Source organism: Micromonospora sediminicola (genome assembly GCF_900089585.1).
Taxonomy (GTDB): domain Bacteria; phylum Actinomycetota; class Actinomycetes; order Mycobacteriales; family Micromonosporaceae; genus Micromonospora; species Micromonospora sediminicola.
In genome coordinates this window covers 2,062,425-2,075,613 of sequence record NZ_FLRH01000003.1, presented here as the reverse complement: position 1 = coordinate 2,075,613, position 13,189 = coordinate 2,062,425, and the positions used below count along the sequence as shown (strand labels likewise).

At 74.5% G+C, this 13,189-nt stretch carries 12 protein-coding genes; 6 read left to right on the top strand and 6 right to left on the bottom strand.

Features of this window, described 5'->3' with window-relative positions:
- Window positions 1-2: 2 nt before the first annotated feature.
- Complete coding sequence (locus tag GA0070622_RS10420; RefSeq protein WP_091572714.1) at window positions 3-2,078, bottom strand: DUF1800 domain-containing protein; 2,076 nt, start codon at window positions 2,076-2,078, stop codon at window positions 3-5.
- Window positions 2,079-2,652: 574 nt separating this feature from the next.
- On the opposite strand from GA0070622_RS10420, the gene GA0070622_RS10415 reads away from it, so the two are divergent.
- On the top strand, window positions 2,653-2,910 hold the full coding sequence (locus GA0070622_RS10415) for a DUF3040 domain-containing protein (protein ID WP_091572710.1): 258 nt from the start codon (window positions 2,653-2,655) through the stop codon (window positions 2,908-2,910).
- A gap of 51 nt (window positions 2,911-2,961) precedes the next feature.
- Here GA0070622_RS10415 and GA0070622_RS10410 read toward each other — a convergent pair whose 3' ends face one another.
- Window positions 2,962-3,966 (bottom strand): SWIM zinc finger family protein, encoded by a 1,005-nt coding sequence (locus GA0070622_RS10410; protein WP_091572705.1) that lies wholly within the window; start codon window positions 3,964-3,966, stop codon window positions 2,962-2,964.
- Complete coding sequence (locus GA0070622_RS10405) at window positions 3,963-7,247, bottom strand: DEAD/DEAH box helicase (RefSeq protein WP_091572701.1); 3,285 nt, start codon at window positions 7,245-7,247, stop codon at window positions 3,963-3,965. The genes GA0070622_RS10410 and GA0070622_RS10405 overlap by 4 nt, the downstream gene beginning before the upstream one ends.
- Before the next feature lie 65 nt (window positions 7,248-7,312).
- Here GA0070622_RS10405 and GA0070622_RS10400 point away from each other — a divergent pair, with 65 nt between their 5' ends.
- A complete protein-coding gene (locus tag GA0070622_RS10400) occupies window positions 7,313-8,173 on the top strand; it encodes a carbohydrate kinase family protein (protein WP_091572697.1) in 861 nt (286 codons plus the stop codon).
- Window positions 8,174-8,176: 3 nt separating this feature from the next.
- On the opposite strand, the gene GA0070622_RS10395 is transcribed toward GA0070622_RS10400, so the two are convergent.
- Window positions 8,177-8,698 carry a DinB family protein gene (locus GA0070622_RS10395; protein WP_091572692.1) on the bottom strand — a complete coding sequence of 174 codons (522 nt, stop codon included), beginning with the start codon at window positions 8,696-8,698 and terminating at the stop codon, window positions 8,177-8,179.
- Window positions 8,699-8,781: 83 nt separating this feature from the next.
- On the opposite strand from GA0070622_RS10395, the gene GA0070622_RS10390 reads away from it, so the two are divergent.
- The gene (locus GA0070622_RS10390) at window positions 8,782-8,988 is read left to right on the top strand and encodes a hypothetical protein (RefSeq protein ID WP_091572688.1); all 207 of its coding nucleotides are present in this window, start codon (window positions 8,782-8,784) and stop codon (window positions 8,986-8,988) included.
- A gap of 10 nt (window positions 8,989-8,998) precedes the next feature.
- On the opposite strand, the gene GA0070622_RS10385 is transcribed toward GA0070622_RS10390, so the two are convergent.
- Together GA0070622_RS10385 and GA0070622_RS10380 are read right to left on the bottom strand one after the other, a co-directional pair.
- Window positions 8,999-10,144, bottom strand: a complete 1,146-nt coding sequence (locus tag GA0070622_RS10385; RefSeq protein ID WP_091572684.1) for a polysaccharide pyruvyl transferase family protein — start codon at window positions 10,142-10,144, stop codon at window positions 8,999-9,001.
- Between the two features lie 92 nt (window positions 10,145-10,236).
- The gene (locus GA0070622_RS10380; RefSeq protein WP_091572680.1) at window positions 10,237-10,815 is read right to left on the bottom strand and encodes a TetR/AcrR family transcriptional regulator; all 579 of its coding nucleotides are present in this window, start codon (window positions 10,813-10,815) and stop codon (window positions 10,237-10,239) included.
- Between the two features lie 64 nt (window positions 10,816-10,879).
- Between GA0070622_RS10380 and GA0070622_RS10375 the strand changes: the two genes are divergently transcribed.
- The 3 genes from GA0070622_RS10375 (at window position 10,880) to GA0070622_RS10365 (ending at window position 13,136) form a co-directional block, all read left to right on the top strand.
- Complete coding sequence (locus GA0070622_RS10375) at window positions 10,880-11,476, top strand: dihydrofolate reductase family protein (RefSeq protein WP_176710440.1); 597 nt, start codon at window positions 10,880-10,882, stop codon at window positions 11,474-11,476.
- A gap of 123 nt (window positions 11,477-11,599) precedes the next feature.
- Window positions 11,600-12,547, top strand: coding sequence for a phosphotransferase family protein (locus tag GA0070622_RS10370; RefSeq protein ID WP_091572674.1), 948 nt, complete (start codon window positions 11,600-11,602; stop codon window positions 12,545-12,547).
- A gap of 118 nt (window positions 12,548-12,665) precedes the next feature.
- On the top strand, window positions 12,666-13,136 hold the full coding sequence (locus tag GA0070622_RS10365) for a MarR family winged helix-turn-helix transcriptional regulator (RefSeq protein WP_396837245.1): 471 nt from the start codon (window positions 12,666-12,668) through the stop codon (window positions 13,134-13,136).
- Window positions 13,137-13,189 lie beyond the last annotated feature (53 nt).

Genomic DNA, 13,189 nt, shown 5'->3' with positions numbered 1-13,189 from the left:
CCTCACCGGAGGTGGTGCTGGGGGGACGCGAGGATCGTCCGCGCGACCGCGGCGATGGCCCCGTTGAAGGTGGCGTCGACCTTGGTGCTCTCGGTGACCCCGGCCACGGCGAGCACGAGCTTCTTCTCCTTGGCGCTCAGCTTCTGGTGCACGAGCTTCTGCGCCAGCGCGTCCACGTACGCCCCGGCGGTCGCCGGCGGCTTCGCCACCAGCTTCTCCGGCTTGACGTAGGTGAACTGCTTGCGCCAGCCACCGAGCAGGTCGCCGGCCTCGTTCCAGCCGTCGATCATGGTGCCGGCCGAGGTCCACGCCAGGTAGACGTCGGCGTAACCGTCGGGGGTGGGCTTACCCATCGGGTACTGGCCCAGCTCGCGCATCTTGTCCTGGATCTGCCGCAGGCCCTGGGCGAACGGCGTACGCCGCTTGTCGCCCTCGAACCCGGCGGTCGCGTCCGGGCCCACGCCCAGCGACCGGTACGTGGCGACCAGGTACTCCATCGGCCGGCGCACCTTCTGGCCGACGGCGGCCCAGAACTCCGACGAGCTGAACAGCGTCGCCAGCACCGGGCGGATGTTGCCCTTGTTGGTGGTGTACGCCTTCGCCAGCCGGTCCACGATCGACTTCGGCGGCGTGTCGGAGACGAACCGGGTGGCCAGGTTCTGGGCCACGTACTTCGCGGTCGACGGGTGCAGCGCGATGTACCGGATGTACGAGTCGATCACCTTGTCGGCGACCTTCGGGTCGCTCGAGTTGTTGGCGTGGGTGAACCCGAGGATCTTCACCTTGCCGACGTAGTGCCGGTCGGCGAAGAACATGTACTTGCCGTCGGCGACGCCCCGGCCGGTCTGCAGCATCGCGGCCTGCCGCACGTCCTTCTCGGTGTAGCCGCCGTCGACGCCGACCGAGTACAGCTCCAGGTTCTCCCGGGCCAGGTTCTCGTTGATCGCGTCCTTGCGCGAGTCGACCTGGTTCAGGTAGAGCAGCAGTGCCGGGTGCTTGTTCGCGGCGACCAGCATGTCCGGGTAGCTGCCCAGCGCGTGCTTGCGGATGACGTCGCGGTCGAACGCGTTGCGGTAGTTCTCCCCGCCGTCGAAGTCGGCCGCCACGTGCAGGAAGTCGTTCCAGAAGTCGACCATCACCTCGAAGAGCTGGCGGTCGGACCAGATCTGCCGGGCGATGGTGGCGTCCACCGTCTCCCGGGCCGGGTCGACGCCGCGCTCGTTGAGCTGCTCGCGCTGGTCCCGCAGCTGGGTCGGGCTCAGCTTGAGCGAGGGCAGCTCGGCCAGCTTCAGCTCGCCCTTGGTCGGGGCGATCTTCTCCGGCTCCAACTGCTGGCGCAGCCAGTCGTCGATGCCGAGCCGCTTGATGTCGGCGATCACCTTGGACGTGGGGCCGAAGGTGGTCCGGCGGGCCAGGTGGGTGATCGGGTCCTTGGCGAGCACCGTCTTCACGGTCACCTCGGTCGCCTCGGCGGCCGCCGCCGGGCTGCCGAACAGGCGGCCACCGGCCGGGGCGTTGCGCTTGAGCGCCGCACCGGCCCGCGAGCCCATGTAGCTCTCGTTCTGCTCGGTGTAGGTCCGCACGGTGCTGGGCTGCTGGCCGCTGGGCCGGGCCGTGGTGCCGTCGGTGGTCACCGTGCCGGTGGCGTCACCCGCCGCCTCGTCGGTGAACAGGCCACGGATCTGCGGGGACAGGGCCAGGGCGGCGCCACCGGCGACCACCGCCGCGCCGCCCAGGGTCGCCAGGGCGCGACGCCGGCCGCGGCGCGGCGCGTCCGCACCGTCGTCGTCCAGGCTGGGCAGTCCCGGTCCGGGCGGCGGGCCGTACCCGCCGGCGGGCTGGGCGTAGCCGCCGGGCGCGGGCTGGGCGTAGCCACCGGGCGCGTGGCCGGCGGGGGCGAAGCCGTTCGGCCCCACCCACTGCGGTCCCGCGCCGGACTGCGGCGCCGGGGCGGGGTGGCCGCCGGCGTACGGCGCGGCGGAGTCCAAATCGCGGTACCCGTCCGGATGGGGGTGCTGGTATCCGTCCCAGCCGCGGTCGTCCCGGGGTCGACGCGGTGGCACGTTCAGGTCGGCCATGTACCTATCCCGTTTTCTTCGAGCGCCGGCACGCCGGCCACCCGGGGGTTGGGTGGCGGAGGGGCGGCGACGGTTGCCGGAGAGTTGCTACGGGAAAGTAGCCAGCGCTCCCCGGCCGCTCAAGGCGCGCCGGAAGCGCCCGTGCGCGCACTTAAGACGGTGCTCAGGCCGACTGCAAGAGGCCGGGCACCCCGACGCCACCCGCCGACCGTCCGGAGCAGGGGCTACCCGGGCGCCGACCGCCCGGACGTGACGTTTCGACCCGACGCGACGCTGCCGGCCGCGTTCACCACCTCACGCAAACTTAAGGTAGGGATAAGCCTGCGCTGAGGTCCCGGACATCCGGACTGCTGGACAGCCGGACGACGATTTCTGGGCGATATACCGCCTGGTCATATCTATGACTCAGCGGTATATCGCACTTTGCGGCGTCGTCGTCCCGGCCGCGACCGGCCACCGGGCCGTGTGTGCACCCGTGTCCGGCTCGTCGAAACAGGAGCAGCGGCGGCGCGTGACCGCCCTTCGATCCGGGTATGCCGCCGAACCGCTGAAGCCGTGAGGGGAAGGCACCGCCATGCTCAGCCAAGAGGATCAGCGCAGGTTCGAACAGATCACCCGCCAGCTGCGGGAGAGCGATCCGCGGTTCTTCGCCCGGTTGGACAACCGGGTCAAGGGTCGCCGGGGCCGGTACATGATGCTGCTGACGATCGTGCTGTGGGCGTCGCTGCCAGCGATGACCGTGCTGGCCGGGAGGTTGGCCGGTGCGATCTGCGCGGTGGTGCTGGTCGCCAACGCCGCCCTGATGTGGCGGTTCCGCCGCCGCCTGCTGTGAGCGTAAGGAAGGGCCCCCGCTTAACGCCTCCGGTAGAGGAGGGGCCCCCGCTTAACGCTCGGACGCGGCCTCGCCGCGACCGAACTCCCTGGGCGACGCGGCCTCGCCGCGACCGAACTCCCGGTACGCCCGCCGCAGCCGTTCGGCCAGGCCCGGCCCGCCGATCCCGGCGCCCGGCGGGCCGAGCTGGCGCAGCAGCAGCTCCGGCCCGGTGGCCAGGGTGGGCGGCCGGTCCGGCAACGGTGTCGGCGACAGCCAGAACCGGGCCAGTTCCTCGTCCGGCTCGACGGCCGGCAGCCCGGCCGTCGCGCGGGCGGCTCCGAGCACCGGCACCGCGCCACCGACGTCCGGCGTGCCGACGTCCGGCATGAGGGCGTCCGGCATGAGGGCGTCCGGCATGAGGGCGTCCGGCATGAGGGCATCCGGCGGGGTGTCGGCGGGGTGCGCCCCGCGCAGTGACCGCAGCCGGTCGAGCAGGTCGGCCCGGGACCGGCCGCGCCAGTGCAGCAGCTGGAACGGGTCCGCGTCGAACGCCTCGGCCAGCAGGTAGAACGTGGCCGCCAGGTGCTTGCACGGCACCGCGAAGTCGGGGCAGCCACAGCGCTGCGCCAACTCGCCCACCCGCTCGGGGAACAACGGCGCGCCCGCCTCGGCGAACACCCTTTCCAACTCGGCCGGCAGGTCGCCGGCGAGCAGCCGGGCGCTGAAGAACGCCTGCCCGGCCAGCTCCGCCTCGATCCGCCGCCACACCTCCTCCGGATAGGCGGCCAGCCCGATCCGCACCGGGTACGGCGTCGGCCGGGACCCCTGCACCTCGGCGGTGACCTCCCCGGGCGAGACGTCCAACCGGAGCACCTGCCCCCGGCGCGCGTACGCCCGGCCCCGGGTGAGCCGGGAGCCGAGCGCGAACGACTCCAGCACCTCCAGGAAGCGGCGCGACCACCAGGACTGCCCGATCGCGCCCCGGGTGCTGCGGGCCCGCAGGCCGCCCTCGACCCGCAGCGGCGGCCCGTACTCGTCGAACCGGCGGGCCGGCCGGTCGTCCGGTGTGGTCACTCGACCACCGCCCCGGACTCCAACGTGAACAGCTCCCGCAGCGTCGCGGTGGACAGCTCGGTGACCCACTGCTCCCCGCTGCCCACCACCGACCGCGCCAGGCTGCGCTTGTCGGCGATCATCGCGGCCACCTTCTCCTCCACCGTGCCGGCGCAGACGAACTTGCGGACCTGGACGCGACGGTGCTGTCCGATCCGGAACGCCCGGTCGGTGGCCTGGTCCTCGACCGCCGGGTTCCACCACCGGTCCACGTGCACCACGTGGTTGGCGGCGGTGAGCGTCAGGCCGGTGCCGCCGGCCTTGAGGGAGAGCACGAACAGCGGCGGCCCGTCCGGGGACTGGAACCGGGTCACCATCGCGTCCCGTTCGGCCTTGCCGACGCCGCCGTGCAGCAGCAGCACCTCCCGGCCGGTACGCGCCGACAGGTGCCCGCGCAGCATGCCGCCGAACTCGGCGTACTGGGTGAACAGCAGCGCCTTCTCTCCCGCCGCGAGCACCTCGTCGACGATCTCGTCGAGGCGTTCCAGCTTGCCGGAGCGGCCGACCAGCGCGGACCCGTCGTGCAGCAGCTGGGCGGGATGGTTGCAGACCTGCTTGAGCCGGGTCATGGTGGCCAGCACCAGCCCCCGGCGCTCGATCCCGTCGCTGGACTCGATCTTCGCCATCATGTCGTCGACCACGGCCCGGTAGAGCGCGGCCTGCTCGGCGGTGAGGTTGCAGACCACCTCCATCTCCAGTTTCTCCGGCAGGTCCGTGATGATCGACGGGTCGGTCTTGAGCCGGCGCAGCACGAACGGGCCGGTGATCCGGCGCAGCCGCTCGGCCACCTCGGCGTCCCCGTGCCGCTCGATCGGCTCGGCGAAGCGCTTGCGGAACGTCGCCGCCGGGCCGAGCAGACCCGGATTCGCGAACTGCATGATGGACCAGAGGTCGGCGAGCCGGTTCTCCACCGGCGTACCGGTGACCGCGACCCGGTGCCGCGCGGGCAGCGACCGGACCGCCTCGGCCTGCCGGGTCGCGGCGTTCTTGATCGCCTGCGCCTCGTCCACCACCACCCGGTGCCAGTCGACGCCGGCCAGCTCGAACGCGTCCCGGGCGGCCACCGAGTACGTGGTGAGCACCAGGTCAGCCTGCCGCACGGCGTCCGCGAAGCCGTCGCCCCGGGCGCGTTCGGCGCCGTGGTGCACGTGCACGCGCAGGCCGGGCGCGAACTTCGCCGCCTCCCGCTGCCAGTTGCCGACCAGCGACATCGGGCAGACCAGCAGCGTCGGCCCGACCTCCGGCGGGTCGCCGGCGAGCAGCGCGAGCAGCTGCACGGTCTTGCCCAGGCCCATGTCGTCGGCGAGGATCCCGCCCAACCCGAGCGACTGGAGGAAGGCCAGCCAGGCCAGCCCGCGCCGCTGGTACGGCCGCAGCGTCCCGGCGAAGCCCGGCGGCGGGTCGGCCGGGGTGAGCCGCCGCTCCGCCTCGCCGGCCAGCAGCTCGCCCAGCGCCCCGTCGGCGACCACGTCGAGCACCGGCAGCTCACCGGCCCGGTCGTCGCCGGAGAGCCCCATCCGCAGCAGGTCCGCCACGGTCAGCTCGCCCGAGGAGCGGAGCAGCCGGAGCCCGGCCTCCAGGCGCTGCGCGTCCAGCTCGACCCACCGGCCGCGCAGCCGGACCAGCGGCGACTTCAGGTCGGCCAGCGAGGCCAGCTCCTCGGCGGTCAACGGCTGGTCGCCGAGCGCCACCTCCCAGCGGTAGTCGACGAGCGCGTCCAGCCCGAGGCCGCCGGTGGTGGTGGCCACCGCGCCGGGAGCGGTGCGGCTGCGCGCCCGCAGCCGCGCGCCGAGCCGGGACGAGGAACGCCGCCACCAGGACGGCAGCAGCACCCCGAACCCGGCCGCGTGCAGCACCGGCGCGCCCTCGCGCAGGAACCGGTGCGCGCCCTCGCGCAGGAACCGGTGCGCGCCCTCGGCGTCCAGCTCCATTCCCTCGGGGGCGGCGGAGCGCAGCGCGGCCTCCAGCTCCGGCCAGAGCCGGCTGGCCCGGCCCAGCTCGGCCAGCAGCGTCTCCTGCGGGTCCACGCCCCGTGCGGCGAGCGCGGGCGCGGGTCGCTGCCAGATGTGCCCGGCGTCGACCACCAGCCCCGGCTCGTCGGCCGGGTGCAGGCCGAACTCCACCCGCCAGGTGGCACCCTCGACCAGTTCGGCGACCGGATCGACGGCCGGTTCGACCAGGCGGAACGTGCCCCGTACCGCGCCGCCGGCGGCGTCGCGCTGCCACGCGTCCAGCTCGGCCCGCAGCGTCTCCAGCGCGGCCGGCTCGGCGGGAAAAGCGCGCTCCGGGCCGGTGAGCGCGGCCAGCCAGCGCGGCACCGGCCCGCCGGGGCGCATCCCCCGGTGCAGCCGGGTGTCGGCCAGGGCCACCCGCGCGGCGGCGTCGACCAGCGCGTCCAGCGCCTCCGCGACCAGCTCCCCCGCCCCCGCACCGGCTGCGGTGGGCGCGCCTGTCGTCGCCGGGGCGACCACGGGCGCGCCCGCGGCCTCCGGCTGCCACTCGCGGGCCGCCCGCGTCGCCGGGGGCAGGGCCAGTGCCAGGTCGCGGGCCCACGCCGCGTCGGTGCCGGTGAGCAGCGGCCGCCAGACCGCGAGCGCGGTCGCCACGTCGGTCTCGGCCACCACCCGCAGCCCTCGCCCGCCCCCGGCCCGGACCGCCGCCGACGCCTGCCGTCCGGGCGCCGACCCGCCCGGGGCCGCGAGCGCCGTCGACAGCGGCCCGCCGGGAACCGCGCCGCCCGGCCCGTCGGCCCGTCGGCCGGACGCCGGCCGCCCACCCCCGGGGTACGCGTCGACGACGCCCGGCAGCACCCGACCCCGCGTCACCAGGTCGGCGGCGAAGTCGGCCAGCTCACCCAGGTGGCGCAGGCTTGCCCCGACCGGGCCGGGCCACCCCGCGCGCAGCAGCGCGTACGCGTCGTCCGGGGCGTACGCCAGGGCGGGCACCCGCCAGCCGGCGCGGGTGACCGGGCCGCGGACCGGCTCCTCGACGGCGGCCCGGACCAGTTCGGGCGAGTCGACCGGCGAGCCGGCGCGGGTGGGCAGGCCGAGCAGGACGGAGACCGGCTCGCCCGGCGGCCCGTCGAGCGCGGCGGCGAGCGTGGCGTGGTCGGCGGCGAACGGGTGCGGTCGTTCGCGCGGCACGCGGCCGGGTCGGCGGGGCGCCCGGGCCGGCAGCGTGCCGTCCTCGGCCCACAGGGCGAGCCCGGCGCCGGGCAGCCACAGCCCGTGGATGACCAGCACGTGCTTTCCCCCTCGACGACGCCCGGGGCCAGGATAGGCGGCCGGTCGGCGTTATCGTCGGCGCCATGGTCGACCTCCTCGTGATCGGCGGACTCGGCGTGGACGTCCGCGCCCGGGTGCCCGCCCTGCCGCTGCCCGCCGCCGACTCGCTGACCGTGCCCCCGGTCGAGCTGCGGATCGGCAACACGGGCGCCGGGGTGGCCCTGGCCGCGCACGCGCTCGGCCTCCGGGTGACGCTCGTCGACGTGCTGGGCGCCGACCCGGCCGGCGACGTGGTCCGGGCGGCGCTGGCCCGTACCTCGGTGCGGACCGTGCTGGTCGACGCGCCCGCCGGCACCCGCCGTTCGGTGAACCTGGTCGACCCGGCGGGCCGGCGGATGTCGCTCTACGACCCGCGGCCCTGGTCCGGTCCGGCGCCGTTCCCGCCGGCGGAGCTGGCGGCGCTGGTCGCCGGCGCGGCCCACGTGCACGTGTCGATCATGGACTGGGCCCGGGACGCGCTGCCGGTGCTGCGCGCCGCCACCTCCCTCTCCACCGACCTGCACGACTGGGACGGCGACAACGACTACCACCGGCCCTTCGCCGAGGCCGCCGACCTGGTCTTCGTCAGTGACGTCAAGCTGGGCGAGCGGGCCGGCAAGGAGGCGGCCGCGCTGGCGCCGCGCACGGTCCTGGTCACCGGTGGGTCCGCCGGCGCGACGCTGTACGCCCCGGACGCCCCGCCGGCACACGTGCCCGCGGCCGAGCCGCCGGCGCCGGTGGTGGACACCAACGGCGCCGGGGACGCCTTCGCCGCCGGCCTGATCGCCGCCCGGCTGCGCGGCGCCGCCCCGCTCGACGCGGCCCGGTACGCCGCCCGGGTGGCCGCCGCGGCGTGCACCCACGACGGGATGGAGTATCCGGACGGGCTGCTCCCGAGGCGCTGAGCCTCAGATCGCGCCGGTCTCGCCGTCGGTCAGCTCGCGCAGGATGTCGGCGTGGCCGGCGTGCCGGGCGGTCTCCTCGATCAGGTGGACCAGCACCCAGCGCAGCGACACCTCGCCGAGCTGCGGGTGCGGCACCACGTGCTCGAGGTCGAACCGGGCGGCGATGGCCCGGGACCGGTCGCAGGCCGCCTCGTAGGCCACGGTGAGCGCCTCGACCGTGTCGGCCGGGCCGAGCGTGAAGCTGGCGTCGGCCTCCTCCTGCGAGGTCAGGTAGACGTCGCCCGGCTCGGGGGCGAACAACCGGCCGAACCAGTTGCCCTCGACCAGGGTCAGGTGCTTGAGCAGCCCGGCCAGGGTGGTCAGCGAGGGCACCAGGCGCCGGCGGGCGTCGGCGTCGGCGAGGCCGCGTGCCTTGCGCAGCACGGTGGCGCGGTGGAAGTCGAGGAACGCGTCGAGGATCGCCCGTTCGTCGCCCGTGCGGGCGAGGACCGGACCGAGTGCCGGGTCGATCGTCGAGTTCGCCATCCCCGGACCCTAGTCGCCACCGTGGCCCGCCCGCTGCCCCGTGATCCGCTGCGCGCCCCGGCCGGCCGGGGCAGGATGGGCGCATGGCTTCCTCGGTGCACATCCCCCTGGTGGGCGGCACGGCCGACGGCGAGACCGTCACCGTCGAGCTGGACAGCAACGGCCGCCCGCCGCTGACCCACCACCACCTCGGGCCGGGCGGGTTGGCGGAGGCGCAGATCTACGAGCTGGAGTCGGATGACCGGCCGGACCACGAGTGGGTCTACACCTGGCGCGGCCCGGCGGTCTGACCGGACCCGGTCAGGCCGCCGGGGTCAGCGCCCGGGCCCGGATGCTGTCCAGCACGCTGCGGGTCACCTGCGAGGTGCCCCGCGCCTGGTCGCACACCTCGGCCACCCGCCGGGCGGTCTCGTCGGCCCGGGCCGCCCGCTCGTCCCACAGCCGGTCCACCTCGGCCAGCAACGGGCCCTCCACCTCCCGTTCCACGCCACGCAGCGCCGGTACGCCGAGCCGCTGGGCCAGGTCGAAGACCTTGCCGGCGTACGGCAGCGGCAGGAACGGCGTGTTCATCATGGCGGCGAAGATCAGGAAGTGCAGCCGCATGCCGACCGCCAGGTCGAAGTGGCGCATCAGGCCGAGGATCTGCGCCGGCCGGTAGTCGCCGTGCAGGATCCGGCCCCGGTCGGCGGCGATCATGTGCGACAGCACCCCGTGCGAGTGCCGGATGTCGTCGCGCTCCATCGGCACGAAGAGGACGTACGCGTCGATCCGGTGCACCAGGAAGTCGCCGATCTGGGCGAGCAGCCGGTGGTAGCCGTCGACGTCGAGCCGTTCCGCGGCGCGGCCCGGTTCCCGCACGCTCAGGCCGACGAGCCGGGCACCGGCCGGCACGCCCTCCTCGCGCAGCCACTGCGCCGGGAACTCCTCGGGTTCCAGCAGGAACGCCGGGTCGGCGGTCACGGTGATCGGGTTGACCAGGCCGGCCTCCTCCAGCACCATCCGCGACTCCTGGTCGCGGACGGTCACCTCGACCGCCTGCGCCAGCGTCTCGCGTACCATGCCGGTGTCCATGCCGTCGGTGAGCGGGCCGACGCCGACCGCGTAGGTGAGCAGGGGCAGCCCCCGTTCCTGGGCGACCCGGACCACCCGCAGGTAGCGCCGGGCCTCCTTGTCGTAGAGGATGCCGCCGCCGCCCAGGATGAGCAGGTCGAGCTGATTGAGCACCTGGGAGGAGTCGACCCGGCTGACGCCCTCCCACGGCACCGCCTCGACGTCGGGGTGCGCCAGCGCGGTGTGCGCCGGGTTGCGGGAGAAGACGATGATCCGCGCGTTCGGCTCGTGCTGGCGCAGGTCGGCCAGGAGACCCGTGAGGATCGCCTCGTCGCCGAGGTTGCGACCGCCGTACGAACCGAGCACGCCGATGGTCAGTCCGGTGCGATCCGGCATCCGTTGCTCCTTCCCGGGGAACGTCCCGGCCCGCGTTCCCGCTGGCCGGGCCGGCATAACTTGCCGGGTCGGCGCTGGGCCGGCGACGGCGCTCAGTCGGGGGCGGCTCCCACCAGACGGGAGACGAGGGTGGAGACCACCTGGTCGGGGTCGAATCCGGCGTCGATCGAGGTGGTGAGCAGGTCGAGCAGGAGCCCGTCGACGGCGTAGTGCAGCAGCGCGATCTCGTACGCCCCGCCGGGCAGGCCGGCGGCGACGTGGAAGGCGACGTCGTCGGCGTACCCCCGGCGGAGCACGCCGCCGAGCGCGGCCCGCAGCTCGGGCCGGCGGGCCGCCTCCAGCCGCAGTTCGATCAGGGCCCGGGTGAGGTCGGGCTCGCGGGTGGTGCGCGCGACGATGTCGCGCAGGTAGTCGGTCATCAGCGCGAGCGACGGCTCCCGGCGCCCCAGGTCGGCCAGCACCGCCGGGTCGGGCGCGATCCGGTCGAAGATCCGTTCGGCCAGGCCGGCGAGCAGCGCCGCCCGGGACGGGAAGTAGTTGGAGGTCGTGCCGGTCGGCACGCCCGCCTGGGCGTCGACCGCCCGGTGGGTCAGTCCGCGCGCGCCGGCGGCGGCGAGGACCGTCAGGCCGGCGTCGGCGAGCTGGGTACGGCGTTGCGGGTTCCTGGCCACGCGAACACAGTAGCAACAACCACGACAGGTGTTGTACATTCGTCGCCGAACCACGACAGCCGTCGTGAAATCCCCGGACATCGGAGTCGGTTTGCGTAAGCTCGTGTACTTCGTCGCCAGCACCCTCGACGGCTTCATCGCCGCCCCCGACGGGTCCTTCGACTTCCTTCCGCTGGAGCCCGACGTCGCTCCCTACCTGGTCTCCGAGTGGCCGCAGACGCTGCCCACGTTCGCCCACGCCCAGCTCGGCGTGGACTCGCCGCCCGCCGGCCGCTTCGACACCGTCCTGATGGGACGCGCGACCTACGAGCCGGGCCTGACGCTCGGCTTCCCCAGCCCCTACGACCACCTGACGCAGTACGTCTTCAGCCGCTCCCTCGCCCCGGCCGACCATCCGGACGTGCGGATCGTCGCCGGTGACCCGGTGCCGTTCGTCCGCGAGCTGAAGGCGCGGCCCGGGGCCGACATCTGGCTCTGCGGCGGCGGCCAGCTCGCCGGCCAACTCCTGGACGAGGTAGACGAGCTGGTGGTCAAGCTGAACCCGGTCGTCGTCGGCAGCGGCATCCCGCTGGTGGACCGGGGCTTCTCGCCGAGCCGGTTCACGCTCACCGCCACGCACCCCTTCGACAGCGGCGTGGTGGTGCTGCGCTACACGCGGTAAGGAGGGGCCCCCTGTTAACGCATCCGGTAGAGGAAGGGGCCCTTCTTAACAGGGGGCGTTAAGAAGGGGCCCTTCCTTGCAATCCGGTTGCCGCGGCGGGCGGCGACACGTCACCGTGGGGCGGTGACCGGCCCGAGCAAGACCCGACTCCACTGGCACGAGCTGCCGGCCCACGTCCGCACAGCGATCGAGACCATTCTCGACGACCGGGTGGTGGCGGCGGAGTCGCAGCCGGGCGGCTTCTCCCCCGGCACCGCCGACCGCGTCCGCACCGCGCGCGGCGGCCGGGCCTTCGTCAAGGCGGTCAGCCCGGCGCAGAACGACCGCAGCCCCGACATGCACCGCGCCGAGGCCCGGATCGCCGCCGCCCTGCCCGCCGACGCGCCGGCACCCCGCCTGCTCGGCAGCCACGACGACGGTGACTGGATCGCGCTGGTCTTCGCCGACGTCGAGGGTCGGCACCCGGTCACCCCGTGGGACGCCGGCGAGCTGGACGCCGCGCTGTCCACGCTGGAGGCGATGGCCGCGGCACTCACCCCGGCCCCCTCCGCCGCGACCGCCACCGCCACCGAGCGGCTCGCGACCGACTTCGGCGGCTGGCGGCGGATCGCCGAGGACCCGCCCGCCGACCTGGATCCGTGGGCCCGGGCCCGCCTGTCCGACCTGTGCGCCGCCGCCGACCACGGCCTCACCGCGCTGACCGGCGACACGCTCTGCCACCTCGACGTACGCGCCGACAACCTGCTGCTCGGCCCGGACGGCACGGTGACGGTCGTCGACTGGCCCTGGGCCTGTCGCGGCCCGGCCTGGCTGGACACCCTGCTCACCGTGGTCAACGTCCAGGTGTACGGCGGGCACGACCCGGACGAGCTGCTGGCCACCCGCCCGCTGACCGCGCACGTCGACCCGACCGACCTGACCGGCGTCCTGGCCGGCCTCACCGGGTTCTTCCTCGACGGCGCCCGCCAACCGCCGCCACCCGGCATCCCGACCGTCCGGGCGTTCCAGCGGTTGCAGGGCGACGCGCTGCTGCCCTGGCTGGCCCGCCGGCTGGACGGGCCGGCGCACTGACGCGGGCCGCGCGCCGTCCACCGGCCGCCACGCGACCCCGCCGGTCCCCACCACGGCACGCCGTTCCGTGCCGGATCATCCGGCACGGAACCAACGGTACGCTGGTGTCATGACCGCCATGGGCCCGACGCGTACCACCCCGGACCTGTCCTTCCTGCTCGACCACACCAGCCACGTGCTGCGCACCCGGATGGCCGCGGCCCTGGCCGAGATCGGGTTGACCGCCCGGATGCACTGCGTGCTGGTGCACGCGCTGCCCGAGGAGCGCACCCAGATCCAGCTCGCCGAGATCGGCGACATGGACAAGACCACCATGGTGGTGACCGTGGACGCGCTGGAGCAGGCCGGGCTGGCCGTCCGCCGCCCGTCGAGCACCGACCGGCGGGCGCGGATCATCGCGGTGACCGAGGAGGGCGCCCGGGTGGCCGAGCGCAGCCAGGAGATCGTCGACCGGGTGCACGCCGAGGCGTTGGCCAGTCTGCCCGACGACGAGCGGGAGGTCCTCGTCCGCGCGCTGGAGCGACTGGCCGCCGACCACCTGGCCACCCCGGCGCAGAATCCCCGACCGGTACGCCGCGCACGCCAGTAGTTCTCTAAAAGATTGTCTGTAACGGAACTATCCGTTACGGTCCTCCTGTCACC

Coding starts and splice junctions, on each gene's coding strand:
- GA0070622_RS10420 (WP_091572714.1), bottom strand. CDS start 2,078: ATGGCCGACCTGAACGTGCCACCGCGTCGACCCCGGGACGACCGCGGC.
- GA0070622_RS10415 (WP_091572710.1), top strand. CDS start 2,653: ATGCTCAGCCAAGAGGATCAGCGCAGGTTCGAACAGATCACCCGCCAG.
- GA0070622_RS10400 (WP_091572697.1), top strand. CDS start 7,313: ATGGTCGACCTCCTCGTGATCGGCGGACTCGGCGTGGACGTCCGCGCC.
- GA0070622_RS10395 (WP_091572692.1), bottom strand. CDS start 8,698: ATGGCGAACTCGACGATCGACCCGGCACTCGGTCCGGTCCTCGCCCGC.
- GA0070622_RS10390 (WP_091572688.1), top strand. CDS start 8,782: ATGGCTTCCTCGGTGCACATCCCCCTGGTGGGCGGCACGGCCGACGGC.
- GA0070622_RS10385 (WP_091572684.1), bottom strand. CDS start 10,144: ATGCCGGATCGCACCGGACTGACCATCGGCGTGCTCGGTTCGTACGGC.
- GA0070622_RS10365 (WP_396837245.1), top strand. CDS start 12,666: ATGGGCCCGACGCGTACCACCCCGGACCTGTCCTTCCTGCTCGACCAC.